This window comes from Paracoccus sp. TD-10 (assembly GCF_048270675.1).
In the GTDB taxonomy this organism is placed as follows: Bacteria; Pseudomonadota; Alphaproteobacteria; order Rhodobacterales; family Rhodobacteraceae; genus Paracoccus; species Paracoccus pantotrophus.
In genome coordinates this window covers 1,867,606-1,893,023 of sequence record NZ_CP182418.1, presented here as the reverse complement: position 1 = coordinate 1,893,023, position 25,418 = coordinate 1,867,606, and the positions used below count along the sequence as shown (strand labels likewise).

The 25,418-nt window shown below is 68.3% G+C and carries 26 protein-coding genes; 21 read left to right on the top strand and 5 right to left on the bottom strand.

Annotated elements, in window-relative coordinates; all coding sequences use genetic code 11:
• Positions 1-3: 3 nt before the first annotated feature.
• The 6 genes from sdhA (at position 4) to ACNKFW_RS09350 (ending at position 4,686) form a co-directional block, all read left to right on the top strand.
• Entirely contained in the window at positions 4-1,806 is a 1,803-nt protein-coding gene (sdhA, locus tag ACNKFW_RS09375) for a succinate dehydrogenase flavoprotein subunit (RefSeq protein ID WP_024842908.1), read from the top strand.
• Positions 1,806-2,159, top strand: a complete 354-nt coding sequence (locus ACNKFW_RS09370; protein WP_024842907.1) for a hypothetical protein — start codon at positions 1,806-1,808, stop codon at positions 2,157-2,159. The genes sdhA and ACNKFW_RS09370 overlap by 1 nt, the downstream gene beginning before the upstream one ends.
• On the top strand, positions 2,159-2,485 hold the full coding sequence (locus ACNKFW_RS09365; RefSeq protein ID WP_147428210.1) for a hypothetical protein: 327 nt from the start codon (positions 2,159-2,161) through the stop codon (positions 2,483-2,485). Before ACNKFW_RS09370 ends, ACNKFW_RS09365 begins: the two co-directional genes overlap by 1 nt.
• 70 nt (positions 2,486-2,555) lie before the next feature.
• Positions 2,556-3,335, top strand: a complete 780-nt coding sequence (locus tag ACNKFW_RS09360) for a succinate dehydrogenase iron-sulfur subunit (RefSeq protein WP_024842905.1) — start codon at positions 2,556-2,558, stop codon at positions 3,333-3,335.
• A 131-nt stretch (positions 3,336-3,466) separates the two neighbouring features.
• Positions 3,467-3,628 carry a hypothetical protein gene (locus ACNKFW_RS09355; protein WP_155984333.1) on the top strand — a complete coding sequence of 54 codons (162 nt, stop codon included), beginning with the start codon at positions 3,467-3,469 and terminating at the stop codon, positions 3,626-3,628.
• A gap of 224 nt (positions 3,629-3,852) precedes the next feature.
• Positions 3,853-4,686, top strand: a complete 834-nt coding sequence (locus tag ACNKFW_RS09350) for an urea carboxylase-associated family protein (protein WP_024842904.1) — start codon at positions 3,853-3,855, stop codon at positions 4,684-4,686.
• A 7-nt stretch (positions 4,687-4,693) separates the two neighbouring features.
• On the opposite strand, the gene ACNKFW_RS09345 is transcribed toward ACNKFW_RS09350, so the two are convergent.
• The gene (locus tag ACNKFW_RS09345; RefSeq protein WP_024842903.1) at positions 4,694-5,386 is read right to left on the bottom strand and encodes a metal-dependent hydrolase; all 693 of its coding nucleotides are present in this window, start codon (positions 5,384-5,386) and stop codon (positions 4,694-4,696) included.
• A gap of 131 nt (positions 5,387-5,517) precedes the next feature.
• Here ACNKFW_RS09345 and gatC point away from each other — a divergent pair, with 131 nt between their 5' ends.
• The 4 genes from gatC to ACNKFW_RS09325 are packed head-to-tail and all read left to right on the top strand — an operon-like array spanning position 5,518 to position 8,583.
• Positions 5,518-5,805, top strand: coding sequence for an Asp-tRNA(Asn)/Glu-tRNA(Gln) amidotransferase subunit GatC (gatC, locus tag ACNKFW_RS09340; RefSeq protein ID WP_024842902.1), 288 nt, complete (start codon positions 5,518-5,520; stop codon positions 5,803-5,805).
• On the top strand, positions 5,802-7,283 hold the full coding sequence (gatA, locus tag ACNKFW_RS09335) for an Asp-tRNA(Asn)/Glu-tRNA(Gln) amidotransferase subunit GatA (protein ID WP_024842901.1): 1,482 nt from the start codon (positions 5,802-5,804) through the stop codon (positions 7,281-7,283). The genes gatC and gatA overlap by 4 nt, the downstream gene beginning before the upstream one ends.
• Positions 7,284-7,303: 20 nt before the next feature.
• Positions 7,304-7,876 (top strand): hypothetical protein, encoded by a 573-nt coding sequence (locus ACNKFW_RS09330; protein WP_231486607.1) that lies wholly within the window; start codon positions 7,304-7,306, stop codon positions 7,874-7,876.
• Entirely contained in the window at positions 7,873-8,583 is a 711-nt protein-coding gene (locus ACNKFW_RS09325; protein ID WP_231486595.1) for an N-acetylmuramoyl-L-alanine amidase, read from the top strand. Before ACNKFW_RS09330 ends, ACNKFW_RS09325 begins: the two co-directional genes overlap by 4 nt.
• On the opposite strand, the gene rlmJ is transcribed toward ACNKFW_RS09325, so the two are convergent.
• The 3 genes from rlmJ to ACNKFW_RS09310 all read right to left on the bottom strand — a co-directional run bounded on the left by rlmJ (position 8,580) and on the right by ACNKFW_RS09310 (position 10,345).
• Entirely contained in the window at positions 8,580-9,347 is a 768-nt protein-coding gene (gene rlmJ, locus ACNKFW_RS09320; RefSeq protein WP_028709913.1) for a 23S rRNA (adenine(2030)-N(6))-methyltransferase RlmJ, read from the bottom strand. The genes ACNKFW_RS09325 and rlmJ overlap by 4 nt on opposite strands.
• 639 nt (positions 9,348-9,986) lie before the next feature.
• On the bottom strand, positions 9,987-10,217 hold the full coding sequence (locus ACNKFW_RS09315; protein ID WP_418024136.1) for a DUF1127 domain-containing protein: 231 nt from the start codon (positions 10,215-10,217) through the stop codon (positions 9,987-9,989).
• Positions 10,218-10,222: 5 nt separating this feature from the next.
• Positions 10,223-10,345 (bottom strand): hypothetical protein, encoded by a 123-nt coding sequence (locus ACNKFW_RS09310; RefSeq protein WP_256233523.1) that lies wholly within the window; start codon positions 10,343-10,345, stop codon positions 10,223-10,225.
• A 200-nt stretch (positions 10,346-10,545) separates the two neighbouring features.
• Here ACNKFW_RS09310 and ACNKFW_RS09305 point away from each other — a divergent pair, with 200 nt between their 5' ends.
• The 9 genes from ACNKFW_RS09305 to murD all read left to right on the top strand — a co-directional run bounded on the left by ACNKFW_RS09305 (position 10,546) and on the right by murD (position 21,398).
• Entirely contained in the window at positions 10,546-11,649 is a 1,104-nt protein-coding gene (locus ACNKFW_RS09305) for an Mrp/NBP35 family ATP-binding protein (protein WP_024842898.1), read from the top strand.
• Positions 11,650-12,286: 637 nt separating this feature from the next.
• Positions 12,287-12,796: a division/cell wall cluster transcriptional repressor MraZ gene (gene mraZ, locus ACNKFW_RS09300; protein ID WP_024842897.1), complete on the top strand. Its 510-nt coding sequence runs from the start codon at positions 12,287-12,289 to the stop codon at positions 12,794-12,796.
• Between the two features lie 3 nt (positions 12,797-12,799).
• Complete coding sequence (gene rsmH, locus ACNKFW_RS09295; RefSeq protein ID WP_147428209.1) at positions 12,800-13,768, top strand: 16S rRNA (cytosine(1402)-N(4))-methyltransferase RsmH; 969 nt, start codon at positions 12,800-12,802, stop codon at positions 13,766-13,768.
• Complete coding sequence (gene ftsL, locus ACNKFW_RS09290) at positions 13,768-14,151, top strand: cell division protein FtsL (RefSeq protein WP_147428208.1); 384 nt, start codon at positions 13,768-13,770, stop codon at positions 14,149-14,151. Before rsmH ends, ftsL begins: the two co-directional genes overlap by 1 nt.
• Entirely contained in the window at positions 14,148-15,953 is a 1,806-nt protein-coding gene (locus ACNKFW_RS09285; protein ID WP_024842894.1) for a peptidoglycan D,D-transpeptidase FtsI family protein, read from the top strand. Before ftsL ends, ACNKFW_RS09285 begins: the two co-directional genes overlap by 4 nt.
• The gene (locus ACNKFW_RS09280; RefSeq protein ID WP_374327619.1) at positions 15,953-17,452 is read left to right on the top strand and encodes a UDP-N-acetylmuramoyl-L-alanyl-D-glutamate--2,6-diaminopimelate ligase; all 1,500 of its coding nucleotides are present in this window, start codon (positions 15,953-15,955) and stop codon (positions 17,450-17,452) included. Before ACNKFW_RS09285 ends, ACNKFW_RS09280 begins: the two co-directional genes overlap by 1 nt.
• Positions 17,449-18,834, top strand: coding sequence for a UDP-N-acetylmuramoyl-tripeptide--D-alanyl-D-alanine ligase (locus ACNKFW_RS09275; protein ID WP_147428207.1), 1,386 nt, complete (start codon positions 17,449-17,451; stop codon positions 18,832-18,834). Before ACNKFW_RS09280 ends, ACNKFW_RS09275 begins: the two co-directional genes overlap by 4 nt.
• Complete coding sequence (gene mraY / locus ACNKFW_RS09270) at positions 18,834-19,916, top strand: phospho-N-acetylmuramoyl-pentapeptide-transferase (protein WP_024842891.1); 1,083 nt, start codon at positions 18,834-18,836, stop codon at positions 19,914-19,916. The genes ACNKFW_RS09275 and mraY overlap by 1 nt, the downstream gene beginning before the upstream one ends.
• 81 nt (positions 19,917-19,997) lie before the next feature.
• Positions 19,998-21,398 (top strand): UDP-N-acetylmuramoyl-L-alanine--D-glutamate ligase, encoded by a 1,401-nt coding sequence (murD, locus tag ACNKFW_RS09265; protein ID WP_147428206.1) that lies wholly within the window; start codon positions 19,998-20,000, stop codon positions 21,396-21,398.
• Between the two features lie 201 nt (positions 21,399-21,599).
• On the opposite strand, the gene ACNKFW_RS09260 is transcribed toward murD, so the two are convergent.
• On the bottom strand, positions 21,600-22,736 hold the full coding sequence (locus ACNKFW_RS09260) for an OmpP1/FadL family transporter (RefSeq protein WP_147428205.1): 1,137 nt from the start codon (positions 22,734-22,736) through the stop codon (positions 21,600-21,602).
• Between the two features lie 168 nt (positions 22,737-22,904).
• Between ACNKFW_RS09260 and ACNKFW_RS09255 the strand changes: the two genes are divergently transcribed.
• Both ACNKFW_RS09255 and guaB read left to right on the top strand, forming a co-directional pair.
• A complete protein-coding gene (locus ACNKFW_RS09255) occupies positions 22,905-23,876 on the top strand; it encodes a tellurium resistance protein (RefSeq protein ID WP_147428204.1) in 972 nt (323 codons plus the stop codon).
• Between the two features lie 69 nt (positions 23,877-23,945).
• Positions 23,946-25,394: an IMP dehydrogenase gene (gene guaB / locus ACNKFW_RS09250; RefSeq protein WP_024842887.1), complete on the top strand. Its 1,449-nt coding sequence runs from the start codon at positions 23,946-23,948 to the stop codon at positions 25,392-25,394.
• The last annotated feature ends 24 nt before the right edge of the window (positions 25,395-25,418 follow it).

Genomic DNA, 25,418 nt, shown 5'->3' with positions numbered 1-25,418 from the left:
GCCATGGCTGCTTACAAATACGAAACGCACGAATATGATGTCGTGGTCGTCGGTGCCGGTGGCGCGGGCCTGCGCGCGACGCTGGGCATGGCCGAGCAGGGCCTGCGCACCGCCTGCGTGACCAAGGTCTTTCCGACCCGCTCGCATACGGTCGCGGCGCAGGGCGGCATCGCCGCCTCGCTGTCGAACATGGGCCCCGACAACTGGCAGTGGCACATGTATGACACCGTCAAGGGTTCGGACTGGCTGGGCGACACCGACGCCATGGAATACCTGGCGCGCGAGGCCCCCAAGGCGGTCTACGAGCTGGAGCATTACGGCGTGCCCTTCTCGCGCACCGAGGAGGGCAAGATCTACCAGCGCCCCTTCGGCGGCCACACCACCGAGTTCGGCGAAGGCCCGCCGGTGCAGCGCACCTGCGCCGCCGCCGACCGCACCGGCCATGCCATCCTGCACACGCTCTATGGCCAGTCGCTGAAGGAAAAGGCCGAGTTCTTCATCGAATATTTCGCCCTCGACCTGATCATCACCGACGGCGCCTGCACCGGCGTGGTGTGCTGGAAGCTGGACGACGGCACCATCCATGTCTTCAACGCCAAGATGGTGGTGCTGGCGACCGGCGGCTATGGCCGGGCCTATTTCAGCGCCACCTCGGCCCATACCTGCACCGGCGACGGCGGCGGCATGGTGGCGCGCGCCGGCCTGCCGCTTCAGGACATGGAATTCGTGCAGTTCCATCCGACCGGCATCTACGGCTCGGGCTGCCTGATCACCGAGGGCGCGCGCGGCGAGGGCGGCTACCTGACCAACAGCGAGGGCGAACGCTTCATGGAGCGTTACGCACCGACCTACAAGGATCTGGCCAGCCGCGACGTGGTCTCGCGCTGCATCACCATCGAGATCCGCGAGGGTCGCGGCGTCGGTCCCAACAAGGACCACATGCATCTGAACCTGATGCACCTGCCGCCGGAAAGCCTGGCCGAGCGGCTGCCGGGCATCTCGGAATCGGCCAAGATCTTTGCCGGCGTCGATGTGACGCGCGAGCCGATCCCGATCCTGCCGACGGTGCATTACAACATGGGCGGCATCCCCACGAACTATTGGGGCGAGGTGCTGAACCCGACCGTCGAAAGCCCGGACCAGGTCTTCCCCGGCCTGATGGCGGTGGGCGAGGCCGGCTGCGCCTCGGTCCATGGCGCGAACCGGCTGGGCTCGAACTCGCTGATCGACCTGGTGGTCTTCGGCCGCGCCGCGGCGATCCGCGCCGGGCAGGTGATCGATCGCAAGGCGGCGATCCCCAGCACCAACAAGGAACAGGTGGACAAGGCGCTGGACCGCTTCGACCGCATCCGCAACGCCAACGGCTCGGTGCCGACGGCCGAGCTGCGGCTTGAGATGCAGCGCACCATGCAGGCCGATGCCGCGGTGTTCCGCACCGACAAGACCCTGGCCGAGGGCGTCGAGAAGATGAAGGTGATCGCGGCCAAGATGGACGACCTGAAGGTCACCGACCGCAGCCTCATCTGGAACAGCGACCTGATGGAGACGCTGGAGCTGACCAACCTGATGCCCAACGCGCTGGCCACCATCGTCGGCGCCGAGGCGCGCAAGGAAAGCCGCGGCGCCCATGCCCATGAAGACTACCCCGAGCGGGATGATGCCAACTGGCGCAAGCACTCGCTTGCGTGGATCGAAGGCAACGATGTTAAACTGGCCTATCGGCCCGTGCACCTCGAGCCTCTGACCACGCAAGAGGAAGGCGGGATCGACCTGAAAAAGATCGCACCCAAAGCGAGGGTTTACTGATGCGTCTTCCCCTGATCCTGACCGCCGCTGCGCTGGCTCTTTCCGGCTGCGTGGTGCAGAACCCCGGCATGGCGCCGGCGCCGCTGCCGCCGGTCGCGGCCCCCGCGCCGGATGCGGCGATCCGTTCCTCGGCGCGCGTCGTCGTCAACCGCGAGATGGCGCGGCGCCTGCCCGGCGCCAATGTCGCGCCCTATACCGATTGCGTGATGCAGAACGCCACCAGCGCCGAACTGGCCAGCATCGCCGAGGCCGGCGCGGCCGGGGCAGGAGATGCGGTGGCCGCCATCGTCGGCCGCCCGGCGACCACGCAATGCATCGCCGGCGCCGCGGCGGCGGCCAAGCGGGCCGCCTGATGGCCTGGCGCGGCGCGATTGGCCCCGGCCTTGCCCCGGTTCTGCTGGGGCTGGCGGCCTGCGCGCCCGCGCCGGTGCGGATCCCGGTCGCCGAGGCCGAGCGCGTCTGCATGGTCCAGGCGCTGGATGCGCGGTCGCCGCGGACCCAGGTCGGGCTGGGGGTCGGCTCGGGCGGCTATCGCGGCGGTTTCGTCAGCGTGGACCTGTCCTCGGACCAGATCCTCGGGCGCGACCCGTCCCAGGTCTTCGACCGCTGCGTCCTCAACCGCTCGGGACAGATGCCGACGCGGCCGCTTTACCAACAGCCGGGCTGGGGGGTGCATTGACGCCCTCCGCCCAAGCCACCGCATGACGGCCTGATCGCAAGATGACGGCCTGACCACCAGGAGTTACCCAATGGTCCAACTTACCCTTCCCAAGAACAGCCGCATGCGGGTCGGCAAGACCTGGCCGAAACCCGAAGGCGCGACGAACGTCCGCCGCTTCAACATCTATCGCTGGGATCCCGATACCGGCGAGAACCCGCGCATCGACACCTATTTCGTCGACATGGACAAATGCGGGCCCATGGTGCTGGACGCGCTGATCAAGATCAAGAATGAGATCGACCCGACGCTGACCTTCCGCCGTTCCTGTCGCGAGGGGATCTGCGGCTCCTGCGCGATGAACATCGACGGCGGCAACCATCTGGCCTGCATCTTCGGCATGGACGAGATCAAGGGGGACGTGAACATCTATCCGCTGCCGCATATGCCGGTGGTCAAGGATCTGGTGCCCGACCTGACGCATTTCTACGCCCAGCACGCCTCGGTCCAGCCCTACCTGATCACCGAGACGCCGACCCCCGACAAGGAATGGCGCCAGTCGATCGAGGACCGCAAGAAGCTGGACGGCCTCTATGAATGCGTGATGTGCGCCAGCTGCTCGACCGCCTGCCCGAGCTACTGGTGGAACGGCGACCGCTACCTGGGCCCGGCGGCCCTGCTGCATGCCTATCGCTGGATCATCGATTCGCGCGACGAGGCCACGGGCGAGCGGCTGGATGCGCTTGAGGATCCGTTCAAGCTGTATCGCTGCCACACGATCATGAACTGCACCAACACCTGCCCCAAAGGGTTGAACCCGGCCAGGGCCATCGCCTCGATCAAGCACATGATGGTGGACCGGATCGTTTGATTTGCACGGCCGTCATGGCCGGTATGCCGTGATATGCCGTTTGACGCCGCGTCGCAGAGGTAGATTTTTCTGCGGCGCGGCATTATCTTTTCCGGCGGGGAAGAGCATCACTTCGACCCGGAGACCTTCGGATGAAAACCCTTGCCGAGACCCAAAAACCCAGTGCCAACCTGACCGTGCTGAAGCCGGCCAAGTCGGCAGACCGCGTGGCCCTGGCCGTGCTGGAGCAGATGTACGGCTATTTCAGCTTCGATCCGATGCCGATGGAAGCCGACATTCGCCAAGCCGCCTGAAGCGCGGCGCCTTGCCCGCTCGCGCGGGCCTTCCAGCGCGGCTTCCCGGCCGCGCTTTTGTCATTCCCGCAAGGCGTTTGCTGCGCGCTTTCTTGGGTATTTGGAGAACAGAGAAGCCAGGCCACATCTCCAGCTTCTCTGTTCTCCAAATACCCATGCGGCAGGGCGGAGAGGCGGGATGAGAGCGGCTTGCGATGCCACGGCCGCGCGCATAGCATCGCCCCATGACCTGCATCATTCCCGAAGACGCTGCCGAACGCCGGGCTGTCCGCCCGGTCATCTGCTATCCGAACGAGACGCTGCCCGATCCGAACCTGTCCGGTTTGCAGGCGCTGCGGCTGACGGCGCGCAAATCCGGCGAATGCCTGGTGCCCCCGCGCGAGGCGCGTTGCTTTCACGTCCCGGCCGGGCATTTCTTTCGCATCACCAGCGTCGAGGGGCCGCAGGTCGGCGATCTGAACCTGTGGTCCGCCGCCGATCCGCGTGAGCGGTTCTATTCCGGCAAGACCCGTGCCCTGCATGGCACGCATCTGACGCGCGGCCATCGCATGTGGTCCAGCTTTCCGCATCTGCGCCCGATGGCCACGGTGGTCGAGGATACGCTGGAATGGTATGGGATCGACGAATACGGCGCCTCGGTCCATGATGTGATCGGCACGCGCTGCGATCCCTATACCCATCGCCTGCTGAACGGGCAGGACTACCACCATTGCTGCCATTCCAACCTGGTCAATGCGCTGATGGCCGAGCTGGGCCTTTCGCGCCAGGAGGCCGAGCCCCTGGTGCATGACGTGCTGAACGTCTTCATGTGCACCGGCTTCACCCGCGACACCGGCCAGTATTTCATGAAGGCAAGCCCGGTGCGTCCGGGCGACCACATCGAGTTCTTCGCCGAGATCGACCTGATCGGCGGACTTTCGGCCTGTCCGGGCGGCGATTGCGGCAGCGAGCATTCCAGCGACGCCGCCGCCTGTCATCCGCTGCTGGTCGAGATCTTCGCGCCGGCCCGGCTTGCGGGGCGGGCAGAACCGGAACCCAGCACCTATCGCTGGCCCTGAGGGCGGGCTAGAGCGAGATCGGCCGCATCACCTCGGGTTCGATCACCTGCACGCCCGGCAGGCCGGCCTTCAGCGCCTCGGCATCCTGCGCCAGCAGCGGGAAGGTCTTGTAATGGCAGGGGATCACGGTCTTGAAGTCGAAATACTTCCGCGCCGCCCAGGCCGCCCGGTCCATGTCCATGGTGAAATGCCCGCCGGCGCAGAGGATGCCGATATCGGGCCGGTGATATTCGCCCATCCACGCCATGTCGGCCATGATGTCGGTATCGCCCGAGACATAGATCACATGGCCTTCGCCGGCGATCATGTAGCCCGACTCGTGCCCGGCATAGACCGGTCCCTCGTTGCCGTCGAAGGACGAGGAATGGCTGGCATTGACCATCGTCACCTTGGCGCCGCCCAGATCGACGGTGCCGCCCTTGTTGAAGCCGATGCCCTCGATGTCCTGATGCGTCTGCCAGGTGTTGATCAGGTCGTAGATGCCGACGACCGGGATCTTCAGCTCGCGCGCGATCGACAGCGTGTCGCCGGTATGGTCGCCATGGCCATGGGTCAGCAGGATATGGGTGGCGCCGCGGATCGCCTGGTCGCGGCTGCCCTCGGGGAACATCGGATTGCCGGACAGCCAGGGGTCGATCAGGATTACCGCCTGTTCTATCTCCAGCCGGAAGCCGGAATGGCCAAGCCAGGTCAGTTTCATGGGAGGGCTCCTTTTTCTTGCGTCGCCGCATCCTGCCAAGCCGGGCGGCGGGCGTAAAGTTCTGCCTGCGCGAGTGCTTGCCCCGCCCCGGCCGCCCCGGTAAAACCCGGCGCAAGCGAAAGGAGCCTCCCATGGCGATCACCGAGGACGAAGCCCGCAAGGTCGCGCATCTGGCGCGGATTGCGGTCAAGGACGCCGACCTGCCCGCGCTGGCGCAGGAGCTGAACGGCATCCTGCATTTCATGGAACAGCTGAACGAAGTCGATGTCGAAGGCGTCGAGCCGATGACCGGGGTCGAGCCGATGCGGCTCAAGCGGCGCGAGGACATCGTTACCGATGGCGAGATGCAGGATCTGATCCTGAAGAACGCGCCCGATGCGCGCGAGGGCTTCTTTGCCGTGCCGAAGGTGGTGGAATGAGCGACCTGAACAAATTGACCATCGCCGAGGCCCGCGACGGGCTGCGCAAAGGCGATTTCACCAGCACCGAGCTGACCGAGGCCTGCCTGGGCGCCATCGACGCCGCCGGCGCGCTGAACGCCTATTCTCACAAGACCCCGGAAAAGGCCCGCGAAATGGCAGCGGCGGCCGACAAGCGCATCGCCGCGGGCGACGCGCCCGCCATGTGCGGCATCCCGCTGGGCATCAAGGATCTGTTCTGCACCCGCGACGTGCCGTCGCAGGCTGCGAGCCGGATCCTGGAAGGCTTCCTGCCGCAATATGAATCGACGGTGACGCAGAACCTGTGGGATGCCGGCGCGGTCATGCTGGGCAAGCTCAGCATGGACGAATTCGCCATGGGCTCTTCCAACGAGAGTGCCTGCTACGGCCCGGTGGTCAACCCGTGGAAGGTCGACGACCGGCAGCTGACGCCGGGCGGTTCCTCGGGCGGTTCGGCGGCGGCGGTGGCGGCGGACCTGTGCCTGGCCGCGACCGGCACCGATACCGGCGGCTCGATCCGCCAGCCGGCGGCCTTCACCGGCACGGTGGGGCTGAAGCCGACCTATGGCCGGGTCAGCCGCTGGGGCGTCATCGCCTTTGCCAGCTCGCTGGACCAGGCCGGGCCGATGACGAAATCGGTGCGCGACGCGGCGATCATGCTGGGCGCCATGGCCTCGGTCGATGCCAAGGACTCGACCAGTGCCGAGCGCCCGGTGCCGGATTACGAGGCGGCGCTGACCGGCGACATCCGCGGGCGTCGCATCGGCATTCCGCGCGAATACCGCATGGAAGGCATGTCGGACGAGATCGACGCGCTCTGGCACCAGGCGGCCGAGATGCTGCGCGATGCCGGCGCCGAGGTGGTGGACATCACCCTGCCGCATACGAAATACGCGCTGCCGGCCTATTACGTCATCGCGCCGGCCGAGGCCTCGTCGAACCTCGCGCGCTATGACGGGGTGCGCTATGGCCGCCGCGCGAAGCTGGGCGCCGGCGACGGCGTGGTCGAGATGTATGAAAAGACCCGCGCCGAGGGCTTCGGCCCCGAGGTGCAGCGCCGGGTGATGATCGGCACCTATGTGCTGTCGGCGGGCTTCTACGACGCCTATTACAACCGCGCCCGCAAGGTCCGCGCGCTGATCAAGCGCGACTTCGACCAGGTCTTTGCCGATGGCATCGACGCGATCCTGACGCCCGCCACCCCCAGCGCCGCCTTTGGCCTGGGCGAGATGTCGGGCAAGGATCCGGTCGAGATGTATCTCAACGACGTCTTTACCGTCACGGTGAACCTGGCCGGACTGCCGGGGATTTCGGTGCCGGTGGGGCTGGACCGGCAGGGCCTGCCGCTGGGAATGCAGCTGATTGGCCGGCCCTGGGACGAAGGCGGGCTCTTGAACCTTGCGCAGGGCCTCGAATCTGCGGCAGGATTTGCGGCGAAGCCCTCGCGCTGGTGGTGAGCGGCCTCAAACCGGAGAGAATGATGCGGAACCTGGCGATCCTGGCCCTGCTTGGCCCCGTTCTTGCCCTGGCCGGCTGCGGCGAGAATACGGGCTGGAACCCGAATTACAGCGCCATGCACAATGGTTCGCCCTATGCGGAATACCTGCAGGCGCGCGAGGTCGCGCTGCATGGCAAGGGTCCGGTGCCCAAGGTGATCCCGATCGCCTTGCCGGCGCAGGCGCCCACCGCGGCCCAGATCGCCGGGACGGCAGCCAAGCCGCGCGCTTCGGCTGCCGCCCGTCCCGTGCCTGCCCCCGCCACAGCGTCTCCGCCGGCTGGGGCACCGGCGGCGGCTCAGGCCGCGACGCCCTCGCTGGTGCGTTATGCGCAGCAGGAAAGCCAGGCGCCGGGCACGCGCAAATACCAGCGCAGCGGCAGTTCCGAATCGGCGGCGGCGCGGGCCTGCCGCAGCTATGCCAGCGCCGACGTGGCGCAAAGCGCCTTCCTCGCGGCGGGGGGGCCGGTGATCGACCCGCGCGGGCTGGATCCTGACGGCGACGGTTTCGTTTGCGGCTGGGATCCGCGCCCGCTGCGCCAATCCGGGCTTTGAGCCCTTCGCCCAATCACGGCGACCGGCGCGGGCAGCGGCCCTCGCTGGTCGTGCTCCATTATACCGGCATGGCGGACGGGCCTTCGGCCCGCGCCCGGCTCTGCGACCCCGAGGCCGAGGTCAGCGCGCATTGGCTGGTCCATGAGGACGGGACGACCGAGGCGCTCGTCCCCGAGGATCGCCGCGCCTGGCACGCGGGCGCCGGCTCCTGGCAGGGGCGCGAGGACGTCAATTCGCGCAGCATCGGCATCGAGCTGGTCAATCCCGGCGACCGTCCCTTTCCCGAGCCGCAGATGGCGGCGCTGGAGAGGCTGCTGGGCGCCATCATGGCGCGCTGGTCCATCGGGCCCGAGGGCGTGATCGCCCATTCCGACATGGCGCCGGGGCGCAAGATCGACCCCGGCCCGCGCTTCGACTGGCGCCGGCTGGCCTTGCAGGGGTTGGCGGTCTGGCCGGATGGATCGGGCGCCGACCTGTCCTTGGCCGAGAGCCTGTCCCGCATCGGCTATCCGGACGAACCGGCGCGGCTTGCCGCCTTCCGCCTGCGTTTCCGCCCCTGGGCCGACGGCCCCGAGGACGAAACCGACCGGCGCATGGCCGCGGCGCTGGCCTGTTCCTGGCTTCTTCCTTGTCCAAATATCCCGCAGGGGGAGGCCGCCGCGTCTGCGGCGGGCGGGGGACGCGAAGTCCCCCCTTCACGGCCCTAGAACAGCGCCTCGATCCGCCGGGCCTCCTCGGCCAGGCCGTAAGGCGGGTTCAGCACCACCATGCCCGAGCCGATCATGCCATGGCCCGGCCGTGCCGGCGGGAACCGCAGCTCGGACAGCAGCGCCTCGGGATGGTTGCGGCGCAGCGCCTCGACCATGGGCGCATGGCGGAGATCGGCCAGGATCGGATACCACAGCGCGATCACGCCGACATTCCACTTGCGCGCCAGCTGGGCGACATGGCGCGGGATGGCGTCGTAATCGGCCTTGACCTCATAGCTCGGGTCGATCAGCAGCAACCCGCGCCGCGGCATGGGCGGGCAGATCGCCTGCGCCATCTGGAACCCGTCCTGCCGGTGCAGATGCGCAAAGCCCGCGACCTCGGCCAGGGCCGCGTGTTCGGCCGGGTGCAGCTCGGCCAGATGCGCCACGTCGCCCGGCCGCAGGAAATGCCGCGCGATCAGCGGCGAGCCGGGATAGGCCGTGGCGCCATGGCGGGCACGCACCGCGTCCAGGGCAAGGCGCAGCGGGTGATCCGCGGCCAGCCAATCCTCGGACAGGGCGCGGGTGATGCCCGCCGCTGCCTCGCCGGTCTTTTCGGCCTCGGGTGCTGCCAGGTCGTAGAGCCCGCGCCCGGCATGGGTTTCCAGATAGCTCAGCGGCTTGGGCTTGGCGGTCAGATAGGCCAGCATCCAGGCCAGCAGCGCGTGCTTGTGCAGGTCGGCCAGGTTTCCGGCGTGATAGGCGTGCTGATAGGACAACATGTCCCGCGATTAACCCGATGGCCCGGAAATGAAAAGCGGCGGTGCCCAGGGAGGAGGAGGGGGCACCGCCGCGCAACGCTGGCCCAGGGAGGAGGAGGGGCCGCGTATGGGGCGCGGCAATGGCAGGGAGGAGGAGGCCATTACCGCGTGCTGCCGGTCCCAGGGAGGAGGAGAGGACCGTCGCATTCCGTTCCGCCTTGCGGCGGTGTTTTGGCGGCGCCCTCCAGGGAGGAGGAGGGGAGGGCGCCGCGCAGAACGGGAAGCCCAGGGAGGAGGGGGCTTCGCCGTGTCGGTTTGGCGGCGCCTCCGGGAGGAGGAGAGAGGCTGCCGCCGGACCGCGAGACCCAGGGAGGAGGAGGGGTCTCGCCGTATAGGGTGCGGCAATGGCGGGGAGGAGGAGGCCATTACCGCGTGCTGACGGTCCCAGGGAGGAGGAGAGGACCGTCGCATTCCGTTCCGCCTTGCGGCGGTATTCTTGGCGGCATCCCCAGGGAGGAGGGGGAGCCGCCTGCACCGTGAAGCCCAGGGAGGAGGAGAGGCTTCACCGTATCTGGCGGCGGCATCCTCAGGGAGGAGGAGGGAGGATGCCGCCTGAACCCGGACCCAAGGGAGGAGGAGTGGGTCGGGTGTTCTATTCGCTTACTTCGTGCCCCAGGCGGCTTCGTAAGCCACGCTGCGGATATTGCTGCGGCTCAGCCCCAGATCGGCCAGTTCGCGGTTGGACAGCGCGCCCAGTTCGCGCAGGGTCTGGCGATAGACCGCCCGGCGGGCCATGTGGTCACGCAGATTGGCCACGAATTTCGCGATCGCGCCGTTGCCGGCGATGTCGTTGCGGTGCATACCGCCATGGATCAGATCGAGAACAGCCATTTCATTCACTCTTTCGTCTTGCGGATGGCGCGGTCGGTTTTCCCTGTCGCGCTGTTGAGACGAACATGGGCCCTTTTCTGCATCTGCACAATGGCTGCGGGCGAGATGCTGCTATGCAGAATCGGCATGGCTGTTTCTGGGCTTCGGGGTCAACTCGTTAATAATCCGTGAATTTTTCAGGCCTTTTACAAGCTCGATCAAGTTTCTCTAGCGGATCGGTCGTATTTTACGCGGGGTCACAGGGGGTTAGCGTTATCAGCCCGCAAGCCCGGCTTGCCCATCCCCGCGCGAATTGCGATGCTGCGGGCGCTTTGATGCGGGGGTAGCCATGACCATCTCACGGGAACGTGTGCTTGCGGAACTTGCCCAGATCGCGGTTCCGGGCGGCGGCAACCTGGTTTCTGCCGATCTGGTGCGTGCGCTCAACGTCGAATCGGGCGTGGTGCGATTCGTCATCGAGGCGGCGGATGCCGGTTCCGCCCGCGCGCTGGCCCCGGTCGAGGCCGAGGCGCAGCGCCGGCTTTCCGCCCTGCCGGGGGTCGAGAAGGTGCAGATCGTCACCACCGCCCCCGCCGCACCGCGCGGCGCGGCGCCGCAGGTTGCGGCGCGCTCGGGCGGCGAGGCGCCGCCCAGTCTCAAGATCGGCCGCCACCCGACGCCCCAGGCGGGGCCGGCCCCGGTCAGCGGCGTGGCACGGATCCTGGCCATCGGCTCGGGCAAGGGCGGGGTCGGGAAATCCACGCTGACCTCGAACCTGGCGGTGGCGCTGGCGCGCAAGGGGCGGCGGGTCGGGCTGCTGGATGCGGATATCTACGGCCCCTCGCAGCCGCGGATGCTGGGCCTGACCGGGCAGCGCCCGACCAGCGACGGCCAGATGATCGAGCCGCTGCACGCCCATGGCGTGACCGTCATGTCGCTGGGCCTGATGATGAAGGAAGGCGAGGCCGTGGTCTGGCGCGGCCCGATGCTGATGGGCGCGCTGCAGCAGATGCTGAACCAGGTGAAATGGGGCGAGCTGGACGTGCTGCTGGTCGACCTGCCGCCCGGCACTGGCGACGTGCAGCTGTCCTTGTGCCAGAAGGCGCAGGTCAGCGGGGCGATCATCGTCTCGACCCCGCAGGACGTGGCGCTGATCGACGCCCGTCGCGCCATCGACATGTTCGGCAAGCTCCAGACCCCGGTGCTGGGGCTGGTCGAGAACATGTCCACCTATATCTGCCCGAATTGCGGCCATGAGGCGCATCTGTTCGGCCATGGCGGCGTCGCTGCCGAGGCGGCGGCGCTGGGGCTGCCCTTCCTGGGCGAGATCCCGCTGAACCTCGACCTGCGGCTTGCGGGCGATGCCGGCACGCCGATCGCGGCCGGTGACGGCCCGGCGGCGCAATCCTTCGCCCGGCTGGCCGAGCGCCTGATCGCCGGCGGCATGGCCTGACCCGGCCTTTCGGACCCGTTCGGGAAATCACGGGAACGGGTCCGGGAAAACATGGGAATGGGTCCCGGATTCCGAATCACCGCGGCGTGAGTGCTTGTGAAGGCCAGCCGAATCCGCAAGCTTTCGTCCTTTTCGGTGGAAGAATCGCCGCTTGAGGGGAGCTTGGGGGACGATTCCGGGAAATGGTGGGATTTATTTGCCACATCCCGCCAGCATACCATATTTAGTGTCTCCTTTATCCCTGCATCCGATACCTTCCCCTCTTGTCGCGCGGTTGTGAATTTGTTCGCGCCGTGTTCGCCGGCAAGAGCCCGCCTGTGCTGGTGCCGCGACCAAACAAATCCATTGCGTCCCATGAAATCCCATGGCATCCCTTGGTTCACGGAACGGGCTCAAGGGGCAGCAAGACCCCAAAGGCGACAAGCAGCTTTCATACAGGCAACCCGTTTCCGAACGACCCCTGCGGCGCGCGAGCAGCACCTCCCCCAGGTGGCGCGAAACGCAGGGCGCGATCCCCGAAACTACGGGGCCCAGAGATGGGAACGAGGGCGGCGGATCGGGCAGTGGCAGCAGCCCGGTCCGCCTTTCCTTTTCGGCAAGACCGGAAAGGTCGGGACAGTGAAAGGAGGGCGCGCCCTTGGCACGCCGTTTCAGAGGGTCGGAAGAGGTCAAGGTGGACGCGAAGGGCCGCGTTTCCATCCCGGCCAAGTTCCGCCGGGTCTTTGAAGCCTCCGATCCCGACTGGCAGGCCGGCAAGCGCGCGCAACTGGTCATCGTCTACGGCACCCGCGACTGGAACTGGCTGCAGCTTTTCACCATCGAGGCGATGGAGGAGATCGAAGAGGGCATCGCCCGCATGCCGCGCGGCTCGGCCGCCCGCAACCTCCTGGAAAACATCTACCAGGGCCATGCCGACGAGGCCGAGATCGACGGCGACGGCCGCCTGGTCCTGCCGCAGAAGCTGCGCGAGAAGATCGGCCTGACCGACAGCGCCTTCTTCATCTCGGCCGGCGACAGCCTGAAGGTCTGGACCCCCGAGGCCTATGCCGAGGAAGAACGCGCGCTGGAGGCCCGCGTGCCGGAACTGGAGCCGGGCGCCGATCCGCTGTCGCTGCTGGCCCCCGCCGCGGCGAAGGACGAGGGCTAGGGCATGGCCGAGGCGCCGCATATCCCCGTCCTGCTTGGCCCGCTGTTGCGGGCCGTTCAGCCTGTGCAGGGCACCTGGGTCGACGGCACCTTCGGCGCCGGCGGCTATGCCCGCGGCCTGCTGGAACAGGGCGCCGACCGGGTGATCGGCATCGACCGCGACCCGGCGGTCTTTCGCATGGCCGAAGCCTGGGCGGGCGAATACGGCGACCGGCTGCGGCTGGTCCAGGGCACGTTCTCGGACCTCGACAGGCTGGCCGGCGGGCCGGTCGACGGCGTGGTGCTGGACCTGGGCGTCAGCTCGATGCAGCTCGACCAGCCCGAGCGCGGCTTTTCCTTTCTGCGCGACGGCCCCCTGGACATGCGCATGGGCGGCGACGGTCCCTCGGCGGCCGACCTGCTGAACACGGCGCCCGAGCAGGTCATCGCCGACGTGCTGTATCTTTACGGCGAGGAACGCGCCTCGCGCCGCATCGCCAAGGCCATCGTCGCTGCCCGGCCGCTGAGCCGCACTGGCCAGCTTTCGGACATCGTTGCCGGCTGCCTGCCGCGGCCGAAGCCGGGACAGAGCCACCCCTCGACCCGCGCCTTCCAGGCGATCCGCATCTGGGTGAACGACGAATTCGGCCAGCTGGTCGCCGGGCTTGCCGCGGCCGAACGGGCGCTGCGGCCGGGCGGCAAGCTGGCCGTGGTCAGTTTCCACTCGCTCGAGGATCGCATCGTCAAGCGGTTCATGCAGGCGCGCTCGAACAGCGCTGGCGGCGGCAGCCGCTACGCGCCCGAGGCCGCGCGCGAGGAGCCGGCCTTCACGCTGCCCTTCCGCCGAGCCATCGGCGCCGACGAGGCCGAACTGGCGGCGAATCCGCGCGCGCGCTCGGCGCTTTTGCGCGTCGGCATCCGCACCGCGGCGCCGGCTGGCCGGGTCGATCCGGCGGCCCTGGGCCTGCCGCTGCTGTCCGAAAGGGGGGCGTAATGCGTTCGGTGCTTTACCTTCTGACCGCGCTTTCGGTGATGGGTCTGGCCTTCTGGGCCTATCGCGAGAACTATCGCACCCAGGCCGCCATCAGCGAGATGAGCGACATCCAGCGCCAGATCGGCCGGCTGCGCGAGGATCTGGGCGTGCTGCGCGCGGAATGGGCCTATCTGAACCGGCCCGAGCGCCTGCGCCAGCTGGTCGACCTGAATTTCGAGCGGCTGAAGCTGGTGCCCTTCGGCTCCGACCAGTTCGTGGACGTGGGGCAGGTGGCCTTCCCGGCGCCCAAGCTGTTCCAGCCCGCCCCCGGCACGGATGCCGACCTGCCGGTCGAACGTCCCGCCGGCTTCCCGCCCCGCAGACCACAGGAGAGCACGCCATGATCCGCACCCCGCTGCGCCCGCTGGCCCGCATCCTTCGCGCCCGCGAAACCGGCGAGAATCCCGATGCCATCGAGGCCGCGAACCGCGCCCAGAGACATGCCGCGATCCAGGAAAGCGCGCGCGGCAGCGCCCGCACCCGGCTGTTCTTCATGTCCTGCGCCTTCGCGCTGGCCTTTGGCACCGTGGGCGCAAAGATGGGCGTGCTGGCCGCCAGCCAGCCCAGCGAACCGCGGGTGCAGACCACCGGCGCGCAGATCATCTCGCAACGCGCCGACATCACCGACCGGCACGGCCGGGTTCTGGCCACCAACCTGCTGACCCATTCGCTTTACGCCCATCCGCAGCAGATGGTCGAGCCCGAGCGCGCGGCGCGCGAACTGGTCCGCATCTTCCCCGACCTGGATATCGAGCGGCTCAACAAGGATTTCACCGGCAAGCGCACCTTCGTCTGGATCAAGAAGAAGATCAGCCCCGAGCAGATGCAGGCCGTCCATGACATCGGCGAGCCGGGCCTGCTGTTCGGCCCGCGCGAGATGCGGCTTTACCCGAACGGCCATATCGCCGCCCATATCCTTGGCGGCGCCACCTTCGGCAAGGAGGACGTGGCGAGCGCCGAGGTCGTCGGCGTCGCCGGCGTCGAAAAGGCCTTCGACCACTGGCTGCGCGATCCGGCCAATGACGGCGCGCCGCTGGCGCTGTCGCTGGACCTGACCGTCCAGGCCGCCATGGAGGAGGTGCTGGGCAACGGCATGAAGGTCATGAACGCCAAGGGCGCCACCGGCATCCTGATGGAGGTCAAGACCGGCGAGATCCTCGCCATGGCCAGCCTGCCCGATTTCGACCCCAACGACCGGCCGCGGCCGCTGCTCAAGGGCGATCCCTCGGACAGCCCGCTGTTCAACCGCGCGGTGCAGGGGCAATACGAGCTGGGTTCGACCTTCAAGATCTTCCCGGTGGCGCAGGCCATCGACCTCAAGCTGGTCAGCCCGGCCACGATGATCAACGCCAAGGCGCCGATGAAGATCGGCAAATACCTGATCAACGAGTTCCGCGGCCATAATTACGGCACGCTTTCGGTGACGGACATCATCGTGAAGTCCTCGAACGTCGGCACCGTCCGCGTGGCCCAGCTGCTGGGCGCCGAGCGGCAGAGGGATTTCCTGGAAAAGCTGGGCTTCTTCGAGCCGACCCCGATCGAGATGAGCGAGGCGCCGACCGGCAAGCCGCTGGTGCCGAAACGCTGGCCGGCCGTGACCTCGGCCACCGTGGCCTTCGGGCACGGGCTGGCGGCCAGCCCGCTGCATCTGGCCGCGGCCTATGCGACTGTCGCGAATGGCGGCAAGCGGGTGATGCCGACGCTGATTCACGACCGCCGCCCGCGCGGCGGCGAGCAGGTGCTGTCGTCCGAGGCCGCGCATATCGCCGTGCAGATGCTGCGCCAGGTCGTCGTCCGCGGCAGCGGCCGCAGCGCCAATGTCGAGGGCTACGAGGTCGCGGGCAAGACCGGCACCGCCGACAAGCCGCGCCCGACGGGGGGCTATTACGGCAACAAGGTGGTCTCGACCTTCGCCTCGGTATTCCCGGCCAGCGATCCGCAATATGTGCTGGTGCTGTCGCTGGACGAGCCCTCGACCATCGGTCCCGGCGGAGAAAGCCGGACCGCGGGCGCCACCTCGGCCCCGGTAGCGGCCGAGGTGATCCGCCGCGTTGCGCCGCTGCTGGGCCTGCGTCCCAGCACGGAAACGCAGCTGCCGATGGTTGAACGGCCTTTGCCGGATCGGCTAAAGCTCGTCTCGAACTGATGAGCGGAGGCTTCGTGACCGAGCGGGCGATGCGGCTGTCCCTTCTGGGGCTGAGGGGGGACAAGGGGCGCGACCCCGAGATAACGGGTCTTGCCGTCGATTCGCGGCAGGTCAGGCCGGGCCATCTGTTCGCGGCGCTGCCGGGCTCGGCCGCGCATGGGGGCGAGTTCATCCAATATGCGCTGCGCCAGGGGGCGGGCGCGATCCTGACCGACCGCAAGGGGGCCGAGATCGCCGCCGAGGTGCTGGCGGGTGCCGATGCCGCGCTGGTCGTGGCCGAGGATCCCCGCGCCGCGCTGGCCGGAGCCGCCGCACTGTGGTTCGCTGCCCAGCCCGAGACCATGGTCGCCGTCACCGGCACCTCGGGCAAGACCTCGGTCGCGACCTTCACCCGGCAGATCTGGCAGGCGCTGGGGCACAGGGCGATCAGCCTGGGCACCATGGGGGTGCAGGGCGACTACCAGGCCAAGCTGGCCCATACCACGCCCGAGCCGATCACCCTGCACCGGGTGCTGGCCGAGGCGGCGGAAGCGGGCGTCACCCATGCGGCGATGGAGGCCAGTTCGCACGGGCTTGACCAGCGCCGGCTGGACGGGGTGCGGCTGAAGGCCGGCGCATTCACCAATTTCAGCCAGGACCACCTGGATTATCACAAGGACTTCGACGAATATTTCGCCGCCAAGGCGCTGCTTTTCGATCACCTGCTGGACGAGGGCGCCGGGGCGGTCGTCAATATCGACGACCCGCGCGGCCGGCAGATGGCGCAGATCGCGCGCGAACGCGGCCTGGCGCTGATGAGGGTCGGTAAGGACGGGTCGGCCGACCTGCGCATCCTTGGGCAACGCTACGATGCCACCGGCCAGGATCTGCGCTTCAGCTTCCGCGGGCAGGCGCATCTGGTGCGGCTGGCGCTGATCGGCGGCTTCCAGGCGGAAAACGTTCTGGCCGCCGCCGGCCTGGCCATCGCCGCCGGAGACGAGGCGGCGCGGGTGATCGAGACCCTGCCCGGCCTGACCACGGTGCGCGGCCGCATGGAACTGGCGGCGGTGCGGGAAAACGGCGCGGCGGTCTTCGTCGATTACAGCCACAAGCCCGGCGCCTTGGCCTCGGCCCTGCAAAGCCTGCGCCCGCATGTCATGGGCCGCATCATCGTGGTCTTCGGCGCCGGCGGCGACCGCGACCGCCTGAAGCGCCCGCTGATGGGCGAGGCGGCGCGGCAATTCGCCGACCTGGTCTATGTGACCGACGACAACCCCCGCAGCGAAGACCCGGCCGCGATCCGCGCCGAGGTGCTGGCCGGCGCCGGTCCCGATGCCATCGAGGTCGGCGACCGCGCCGAGGCGATCCTGCGCGGCGTCGATGCCTTGCAGCCCGGCGATGCGCTGCTGATCGCCGGCAAGGGCCACGAGACCGGCCAGATCATCGGCAACGACGTTTATCCCTTCGACGATGCCGAGCAGGCCTCGGTGGCCGTCGCGGCGCTGGATGGCAAGATATGACGCTCTGGACCTCGCAGGATGCCGTCGCCGCGACCGGCGGCCGCGCCACCCGCGACTTCGCGGTCACGGGCGTTTCCATCGACACGCGGACGATCCGGCCGGGCGATCTGTTCATCGCCCTGCAAGCGGCCCGCGACGGCCACGATTTCGTCGCCCAGGCCTTGCAGAAGGGCGCCGGCGCCGCGCTGGTCAGCCGCATCCCCCATGGCGTTGCCGACGATGCCCCGCTGTTGGTCGTTCCCGATGTCCTGCCGGCGCTGGAGGCACTTGGCCGCGCCGGCCGCGCCCGGATGGGCGGCAAGGTCATCGCCATCACCGGCTCGGTCGGCAAGACCTCGACCAAGGAGATGGCGCGCATCGCGCTGGCCGGGCAGGGGCAAATCCATGCGGCCGAGGCCAGCTACAACAACCATTGGGGCGTGCCGTTGACGCTGGCGCGCATGCCCCAGGACACCGATTTCGCCATCATCGAGATCGGCATGAACCATCCGGGCGAGATCGAGCCGCTGGCCCGCCTCGCCCGCCCGCATGTCGCCATGATCACCACCGTCGCCGCAGCGCATCTGGAAGCCTTCGGCGCCATCGAGGGCATCGCCCGCGAGAAGGGCGCGATCTTCCGCGGGCTGATCCAGCCGGGCACCGCCATCCTGCCCGAAGATCTGCCTGTCACCCAGATTCTGCGCGACTGCGCGGATGAAGCGGGCGCCATCGTCATCGGTTTCGGCCAGCAGGGCATGGCCCGGCCGCTGACAGCCGAGACCGCGGACGGCGCGACCCGGGTCCGCGCCCGCGTGCTGGGCGAGGCGGTGGATTTCACCCTGGCAACGGCCGGCACGCATTTCGTCATGAACGCGGTCGGCGTTCTGGCGGCGCTCTCGGCCGCGGGGGCCGACCTGGCGCAGGCGGCGGCACGCCTTTCCGACTGGCGCCCGCCGCTGGGCCGCGGCGCGGTCGAGGATCTGGGTGGCATCCGGCTGATCGACGATGCCTATAACTCCAACCCCACCTCGCTTTCGGCCGGGCTTGCGACGCTGGCGCGGCTGACCGGCGGGCGCCGGGTGGCGATCCTGGGCGACATGCTGGAACTGGGGCCCGACGAGATCGCGCTCCATGCCGGCATGGCCGCGGATCCCGCCATGGAGGCGGTGGACCTGGTCCATACCGCCGGCCCGCGCATGCGCGCCCTGCACGAGGCGCTGCCTCAGGCCCGTCGCGGGCAGCATGCCGAGAGTGCCGCCGAACTGGCCGAGCGCGCCCGGGAGCTGGTCGCGCCCGGCGATATCGTGCTCGTGAAGGGTTCGAAGTCCTCCAAGGTCTCGACGGTGGTTGACGCGCTGCGGCGGACGCGCCAAAGCACGACGCCTGGCGAAAGGACAGCGTAATGCTCTATTGGCTCACGAACCTCTCCGACGGCGGGGATTTCTTCAACCTTTTCCGCTATATCACCTTCCGCGCCGGGGGCGCCTTCTTCACGGCGCTGCTCTTCGGCTTCTTCTTCGGCCGGCCGCTGATCGACCTCTTGCGCCGCAAGCAGAAAAAGGGCCAGCCGATCCGCGACGACGGGCCGGAAAACCATTTCTCCAAGGCCGGCACCCCGACCATGGGGGGGCTCTTGATCCTGGCCGCACTGACCATCGGCACATTGCTCTGGGCGCGGCTCGACAACGGCTATGTCTGGATCGTGCTGCTGGTCACGCTGGGCTTCGCCGCCATCGGCTTTGCCGACGACTATGCCAAGGTCACGAAGCAGCATCACGCGGGGCTCTCGGGCAAGGTGCGGCTGCTGATCGGGCTTGGCATCGCCGCCGCCGCCGGCGCGGCGGCCGCCTGGGCCCATCCGGCGGCGCTAAGCGGCGAACTGGCGCTGCCCTTCTTCAAGGATGCGCTGATCAACCTGGGCCTGCTCTACGTGCCCTTCGCGGTGCTGGTTATCCTGGGCGCGGCCAATGCGGTGAACCTGACCGACGGGCTGGACGGGCTGGCGATCATGCCGGTGATGATCGCCGCGGGCAGCTTCGCGGTGATCGCCTATATGGTCGGCAACGCGAATTTCGCCAATTACCTGGGCGTGCATTTCGTGCCCGGCACCGGCGAGCTTGCGGTCTTCGTCGCGGCGCTGATCGGCGGCGGGCTGGGTTTCCTGTGGTATAACGCCCCCCCCGCCGCGGTCTTCATGGGCGATACCGGCAGCCTCGCGCTCGGCGGCGCGCTGGGCGCCATCGCGGTGGTCACCAAGCACGAGATCGTCCTGGCCATCGTCGGCGGGCTTTTCGTGGTCGAGGCGCTCAGCGTCATCATCCAGGTGCTCTATTTCAAGCGCACCGGCAAGCGCGTCTTCCTGATGGCCCCGATCCACCACCATTTCGAGAAGAAGGGCTGGGGCGAGGCGCAGATCGTCATCCGCTTCTGGATCATCGCGCTGATCCTGGCGCTGATCGGGCTTGCGACGCTGAAGCTGCGCTGACAGGCTTTCTCCGTTTTCCAAATACCCTCGGGGGGTCCGGGGGGCGAAGCGCCCCCGGCCTGCCACAGCGAAGGAAACAGCATGATCCCGGTCCAGGGCGTCGAGAACCAGACCATCGCCGTGCTCGGCCTCGGCCGCTCGGGCCGCGCCACCGCCGCCGCGCTCGCTGCCGGCGGCGCCCATGTCGTCGCCTGGGACGACGGTGTCGATACGCGCGAACAGGCCCAAGCCGACGGGCTGCGCCTTCTCGACCTGACCCGCGACCAGAACTGGGACGGCATCGCCGCGCTGATTGCCAGCCCCGGCATCCCGCATCTCTACCCCAAGCCGCATCCGGTCATCGCGACGGCCTATGCGCTCGGCGTGCCGGTCGACAACGACATCGGCCTGTTCTTCCGCAGCTTCGCTACCGCGGAATGGGAACGCTTCGACACCATCCCGCGCGTCATCGCCGTCACGGGCTCGAACGGCAAGTCCACCACCACGGCGCTGATCCACCACATCCTGAAGGAGGCTGGCCGCCCGACCCAGGTCGGCGGCAATATCGGCACCGGCGTCTTGTCGCTGGAACCCGCCCATGACGGCGAGGTGGTGGTGCTGGAGCTTTCCAGCTACCAGACCGACCTCGCCCGCGCCCTGACCCCCGATGTCGCGGTGTTCACCAATCTCTCGCCCGACCATCTCGACCGCCATGGCGGGCTGGGCGGCTATTTCGCCGCCAAGCGCCGGCTTTTCGCCGAGGGCGGACCAGACCGCGCCGTGATCGGCGTCGACGAGCCCGAGGGCCGCTATCTTGCCGGCCAGCTCGCCATGGCCGCTTCGGACGACCGGGTGATCCGCATCTCCTCGGGGCAGAAGCTCGACCGTTTCGGCTGGTCGGTCTTTGCCCGCAAGGGCTTCCTTTCGGAATACCGCAAGGGCCGCCAGGTCGCCGCGATCGACTTGCGCGAGGTCAGGGGCCTGCCGGGCGAGCACAACCACCAGAACGCCTGCGCCGCCTATGCCGCGGCCCGCGCCGTCGGCATCGCGCCGCGCGAGATCGAGCGCGCCTTCCACAGCTTCGAAGGGTTGCCGCATCGCAGCCAGACAGTCGCCGAGATCGGCGGCGTGGCCTGGGTCAACGACAGCAAGGCCACCAATGTCGATGCCGCCGCCAAGGCGCTGGCCGCCTTCCCGCGCATCCGCTGGATCGCCGGCGGCATGGGCAAGGATGGCGGCATCGAGGCGCTGGCCCCCTTCCTCGGCAATGTCACCAAGGCCTATCTGATCGGCCATTCCGCCCGCGACTTCGCGCTGCAGATCGGCCAGACCCCCTATGAGATCGCCGAAACCATGGAGCAGGCCGTCGCCCGCGCCGCAGCCGAGGCCCAGCCGGGCGAGACCGTGCTGCTCGCCCCTGCCGCCGCCAGCTTCGACCAATACCCCAACTTCGAGAAACGCGGCGAGCATTTCACCGCCCTGGTCAAGGCGCTGCAAGGCTGATCTTCACCGTTTCCCAAATTCTCACGCTCCAGGGCTGCCAGGCGCGGCGCGTGCAGGACATGGCGAGGATCTCATCATGCCGATCAGGGCACGGCACCCGGCTTCTTCGTTCCTTAAATACCCATGGAACCGCCCAGCCAGGAGCCGGGCTCGCATGGACAAGGCCCCGGCGGAACCGGGGCCTTGTCCTTGTGACACGGATCAGAAGGAATAGCCGATGCGCATTGCGATCGCCCAAGCCTCGCTGTCGTCCATCCTGGCGACTTCCGTCTTGTTGCCGCTCGGTCCCACGCCCAGCGTGGCGTTGCCAAGCTTGGTGTAGTTGATGCCGGTGGTGATCTTGATGTTGTCCATCGTATAGATCGCGGCCACCGTCACCGCCTTGCGGCCGTTCACCGGGGCCAGCGGCGAAACCGTGTCGCCCTCGCTCGGTTCATAGAGGAACGAGACCGAGCCCGACCAGTTGTCGGTGAACTTGCGCCCGACGCCGATGGTGTAGGTGGTGGTATCCTCGACCTCGACCAGCTCCGCGCCCGTCTGCGTCGGGAAGAAGAAGTTGTCCACCCGGAACTCGGACCATTTCACCCAGCGGATCGAGCCGAACAGCAGCGTGTCGGCGGCGATGCCGGTCTGACCCTCCAGCGTCCAGCTGCGCGGGGTCTTGACCTCATAGCTGCCGCTCGCGGCGATCGGAGTGCCCGAGAAGCTCTCCTTCATATCAAAATCATGTTCGATCGGCGAGTTGTAGGTCAGCGACACGCGGGCCGCGATCTCGGGCATCTCGTAGGCGACGCCCGCGACCCAGCCGATGCCCCAGGCGCCGTCGATATCCAGGTCGTAGCCCGAGACCCCGGCAGGGGGCGGACCTTTGTAGCCAAGGCCGCGCAGGCTGAGCTGGCCATCCGCATGAGAGCCGCGGATACCGCCGTGCACCGAGAAGTTGTTGTCGAACTTGTAGCGCAGCAATGCGGTATAGGTGGTCGAGTTGACCTCGACCCGCGTGCCACCCAGCACCGGCGAATTCGCCGTGGGATAGAGGACGTCGGCACCGAAGGGTTGTTCGACGATCAGCGCGCCGGACAGGTTCTCGTTGAACTGGTGCTTGTAGGCCAGACCGAAGAAGCCATAGCCTTGCGCCACATCGCCTGTTGGGGCGCCGCCATAGACCGCCAGATCCCGCCCGGACACGTCCGGGTTCACCCCGCCGAAGCTCAACTCCAGGTAATTCCCGCTTTCGAACAGCGGCGCCAGCGATTGCGGCGCGCGCTCGATCCCGCCGGCCAGAACGGGCGCGGCGCTTGCCAGCAGGGCGCCGATGCCGGTGACGATCCTTTTCATGGTTTTCCTCCCTAGCCAGGTTCGTGTCGAACCCCTTGGTTCAACCTGCGGCAGCCTGCCTGCTTGCGTCAATCGCCCCCGCCCGGTAACGCGGCGTTCTGACGCATCCGGCCGCTCTGGCGTGGCCTGCCGGCAACGCTATGACATGAAGGATCAAGGAGGTCCGTCATGCGCTTTGCCCCACCCCGGCTCAACCCGCCCGGCCTCTGGCGCCGGGTTCCGCCCGCGATCTTTCCGCCGCTGCTGGGCGCGCTGGGGCTTGCCCTGGCCTGGCGCGGGGCGACGGCGCGCTTCGGCCTGCCGCCGGGGCTATCGGGGATGATGGTGGGCATGGTGATCGCGGGTTGGGGCTTTGCGGTCCTCGCCTATGGCAGCAAGTTGATCCGCCGCCCCAGCGTGCTGGTCGAGGAATTGCGCGTCCTGCCCGGCCGCGCCGGCATCGCGGCGGCGCTGGTCGGCATCTATGTCGCGGCGCAGCTGCTTGCCCCCTTTGCGCCGGCCTTGGCCCAGGGGGTGCTGGTCGCCGGCATGGCGGCGCAGCTGGCCTTCTGGGCGGTGGCGATCCCGGTCATGGCCCGCACGCCGGGGCAGGGGCGGGTGACGCCGGTCTGGCAGCTGACCTTCGTCGGCCCCATCGTCGCCGCGCAGGCGGCCGCCGGCTTCGGCTGGACGGCGCTGGCCCAGGCGCTGTGGTGGCCGATGGCGGCGACGGCCGGCTTCGTCTGGGCCGCCAGCCTGTATCAGGCGCTGACCGAGCGGCTGCCGGCGCCCCTGCGCCCGCTGCTGATGATCCACCTGGCCCCCATCGCCATGCTGGGCAATGTCGCCGCCGCGCTTGCCTGGCAGCAGGTGGCGCTGGTCCTGGCCTGGGCCGCGGCCGCGGCGCTGGTCCTGACCGCCCTGCGCCTGCGCTGGCTGGTCGAGGCGGGGTTCTCGCCGCTCTGGGGTGCCTTCACCTTTCCGCTGGCGGCGACGGCGGGGTTGTGGACCGCGGTCTCGGGCTTTGCGCCGGGCTGGGCGCTGCCGGCGCAGATCCTGCTGGTCGCGGCCAGCCTGGTGGTGCTGCCGATCCTGTTCCGGGTCTGGCGTGCCTGGGCCAGCGGCGGGCTGGCGATGAAAACCAACGCGGCCATCGCCTGACGGGCTGGACAATCCGGCCGGCGCGTGAAATGGGAAACTGCCAAACGAACCCCTGACAAGGATGCTCCCATGCAGATTCGTGAGGCTTTGACCTTCGACGATGTTCTCCTCGTTCCTGCGGCGTCCTCGGTGATGCCCTCGACCGCCGACGTGACGACCTATGTCACCAAGCAGATCCGCATGAACATTCCGCTGCTCTCCAGCGCCATGGATACCGTCACCGAAAGCCGCATGGCCATCGCCATGGCACAGGCCGGCGGCATCGGCGTGATCCACCGCAACCTGACCGCCGAGCAGCAGGCCGACGAGGTCCGCCGGGTCAAGCGTTTCGAATCGGGCATCGTCTACGACCCGATCACCCTGACCCCGGACCAGACCATCGCCGACGCCAAGGCCCTGCAAGAGCGTTACAACGTCACCGGCTTTCCGGTGGTGGACGCGGCCGGCCGCGTGGTCGGCATCATCACCAACCGCGACATGCGCTTTGCCAACAGCGACGACATGCCGGTGCGGGCGGTGATGACGGCCGAGAACCTTGCCATCCTGCGCGAGCCCGCCGACCGGGCCGAGGCCATCGACCTGATGAAGGCGCGCCGGATCGAGAAGCTGCTGATCACCAATGCCGAGGGCAAGCTGACCGGCCTGCTGACGCTGAAGGATACCGAGAAATCAGTGCTGAACCCCCTGGCCTGCAAGGACGAGTTGGGCCGGCTGCGCGTCGCCGCCGCCTCGACCGTGGGCGACGAGGGCTATGAGCGCAGCCTGGCGCTGATCGAGGCGGGCGTGGACCTGGTGGTGATCGACACCGCGCATGGCCATTCCGAGGGCGTGGCCCGCGCCGTTTCCCGCATCAAGGCGCATTCGAACGCGGTGCAGGTCATCGCCGGCAACGTGGCGACGGCCGAGGCCGCCCGCGCGCTGGTCGATGCCGGCGCCGATGCGATCAAGGTCGGCATCGGGCCCGGATCGATCTGCACCACCCGCATCGTCGCGGGCGTGGGTGTGCCGCAGCTGACCGCGATCATGGATGCGGCGCGCGGCGCCGGCGACGTTCCGGTCATCGCCGATGGCGGCATCAAGTTTTCGGGCGATTTCGCCAAGGCCATCGCGGCGGGGGCGTCCTGCGCCATGGTCGGCTCGGCCATCGCCGGCACCGACGAAAGCCCCGGCGAGGTGATCCTGTACCAGGGCCGCAGCTTCAAATCCTATCGCGGCATGGGCTCGCTGGGTGCCATGGCGCGGGGTTCGGCCGACCGCTATTTCCAGAAGGACGCGGCCAGCGACAAGCTGGTCCCCGAGGGGATCGAGGGCCAGGTGCCCTACAAGGGCTCGGCCGCCGCGGTGATCCACCAGCTTGTCGGCGGCCTGCGCGCCGCCATGGGCTATACCGGCAACGCCACCGTGGCCGAGATGCGCGGCGGCTGCCAGTTCGTGCGCATCACCGGCGCCGGGCTGAAGGAAAGCCACGTCCACGACGTGCAGATCACCCGCGAAAGCCCGAACTACCGGCTGGGCTGATCCGGCCTGCGGCGGGGCCGGCCA

Coding starts and splice junctions, on each gene's coding strand:
- sdhA (WP_024842908.1), top strand. CDS start 4: ATGGCTGCTTACAAATACGAAACGCACGAATATGATGTCGTGGTCGTC.
- ACNKFW_RS09370 (WP_024842907.1), top strand. CDS start 1,806: ATGCGTCTTCCCCTGATCCTGACCGCCGCTGCGCTGGCTCTTTCCGGC.
- ACNKFW_RS09365 (WP_147428210.1), top strand. CDS start 2,159: ATGGCCTGGCGCGGCGCGATTGGCCCCGGCCTTGCCCCGGTTCTGCTG.
- ACNKFW_RS09360 (WP_024842905.1), top strand. CDS start 2,556: ATGGTCCAACTTACCCTTCCCAAGAACAGCCGCATGCGGGTCGGCAAG.
- ACNKFW_RS09355 (WP_155984333.1), top strand. CDS start 3,467: ATGAAAACCCTTGCCGAGACCCAAAAACCCAGTGCCAACCTGACCGTG.
- ACNKFW_RS09350 (WP_024842904.1), top strand. CDS start 3,853: ATGACCTGCATCATTCCCGAAGACGCTGCCGAACGCCGGGCTGTCCGC.
- ACNKFW_RS09345 (WP_024842903.1), bottom strand. CDS start 5,386: ATGAAACTGACCTGGCTTGGCCATTCCGGCTTCCGGCTGGAGATAGAA.
- gatC (WP_024842902.1), top strand. CDS start 5,518: ATGGCGATCACCGAGGACGAAGCCCGCAAGGTCGCGCATCTGGCGCGG.
- gatA (WP_024842901.1), top strand. CDS start 5,802: ATGAGCGACCTGAACAAATTGACCATCGCCGAGGCCCGCGACGGGCTG.
- ACNKFW_RS09330 (WP_231486607.1), top strand. CDS start 7,304: ATGATGCGGAACCTGGCGATCCTGGCCCTGCTTGGCCCCGTTCTTGCC.
- rlmJ (WP_028709913.1), bottom strand. CDS start 9,347: ATGTTGTCCTATCAGCACGCCTATCACGCCGGAAACCTGGCCGACCTG.
- ACNKFW_RS09315 (WP_418024136.1), bottom strand. CDS start 10,217: ATGGCTGTTCTCGATCTGATCCATGGCGGTATGCACCGCAACGACATC.
- ACNKFW_RS09310 (WP_256233523.1), bottom strand. CDS start 10,345: ATGCCGATTCTGCATAGCAGCATCTCGCCCGCAGCCATTGTGCAGATG.
- ACNKFW_RS09305 (WP_024842898.1), top strand. CDS start 10,546: ATGACCATCTCACGGGAACGTGTGCTTGCGGAACTTGCCCAGATCGCG.
- rsmH (WP_147428209.1), top strand. CDS start 12,800: ATGGCCGAGGCGCCGCATATCCCCGTCCTGCTTGGCCCGCTGTTGCGG.
- ftsL (WP_147428208.1), top strand. CDS start 13,768: ATGCGTTCGGTGCTTTACCTTCTGACCGCGCTTTCGGTGATGGGTCTG.
- ACNKFW_RS09285 (WP_024842894.1), top strand. CDS start 14,148: ATGATCCGCACCCCGCTGCGCCCGCTGGCCCGCATCCTTCGCGCCCGC.
- ACNKFW_RS09280 (WP_374327619.1), top strand. CDS start 15,953: ATGAGCGGAGGCTTCGTGACCGAGCGGGCGATGCGGCTGTCCCTTCTG.
- ACNKFW_RS09275 (WP_147428207.1), top strand. CDS start 17,449: ATGACGCTCTGGACCTCGCAGGATGCCGTCGCCGCGACCGGCGGCCGC.
- mraY (WP_024842891.1), top strand. CDS start 18,834: ATGCTCTATTGGCTCACGAACCTCTCCGACGGCGGGGATTTCTTCAAC.
- murD (WP_147428206.1), top strand. CDS start 19,998: ATGATCCCGGTCCAGGGCGTCGAGAACCAGACCATCGCCGTGCTCGGC.
- ACNKFW_RS09260 (WP_147428205.1), bottom strand. CDS start 22,736: ATGAAAAGGATCGTCACCGGCATCGGCGCCCTGCTGGCAAGCGCCGCG.
- ACNKFW_RS09255 (WP_147428204.1), top strand. CDS start 22,905: ATGCGCTTTGCCCCACCCCGGCTCAACCCGCCCGGCCTCTGGCGCCGG.
- guaB (WP_024842887.1), top strand. CDS start 23,946: ATGCAGATTCGTGAGGCTTTGACCTTCGACGATGTTCTCCTCGTTCCT.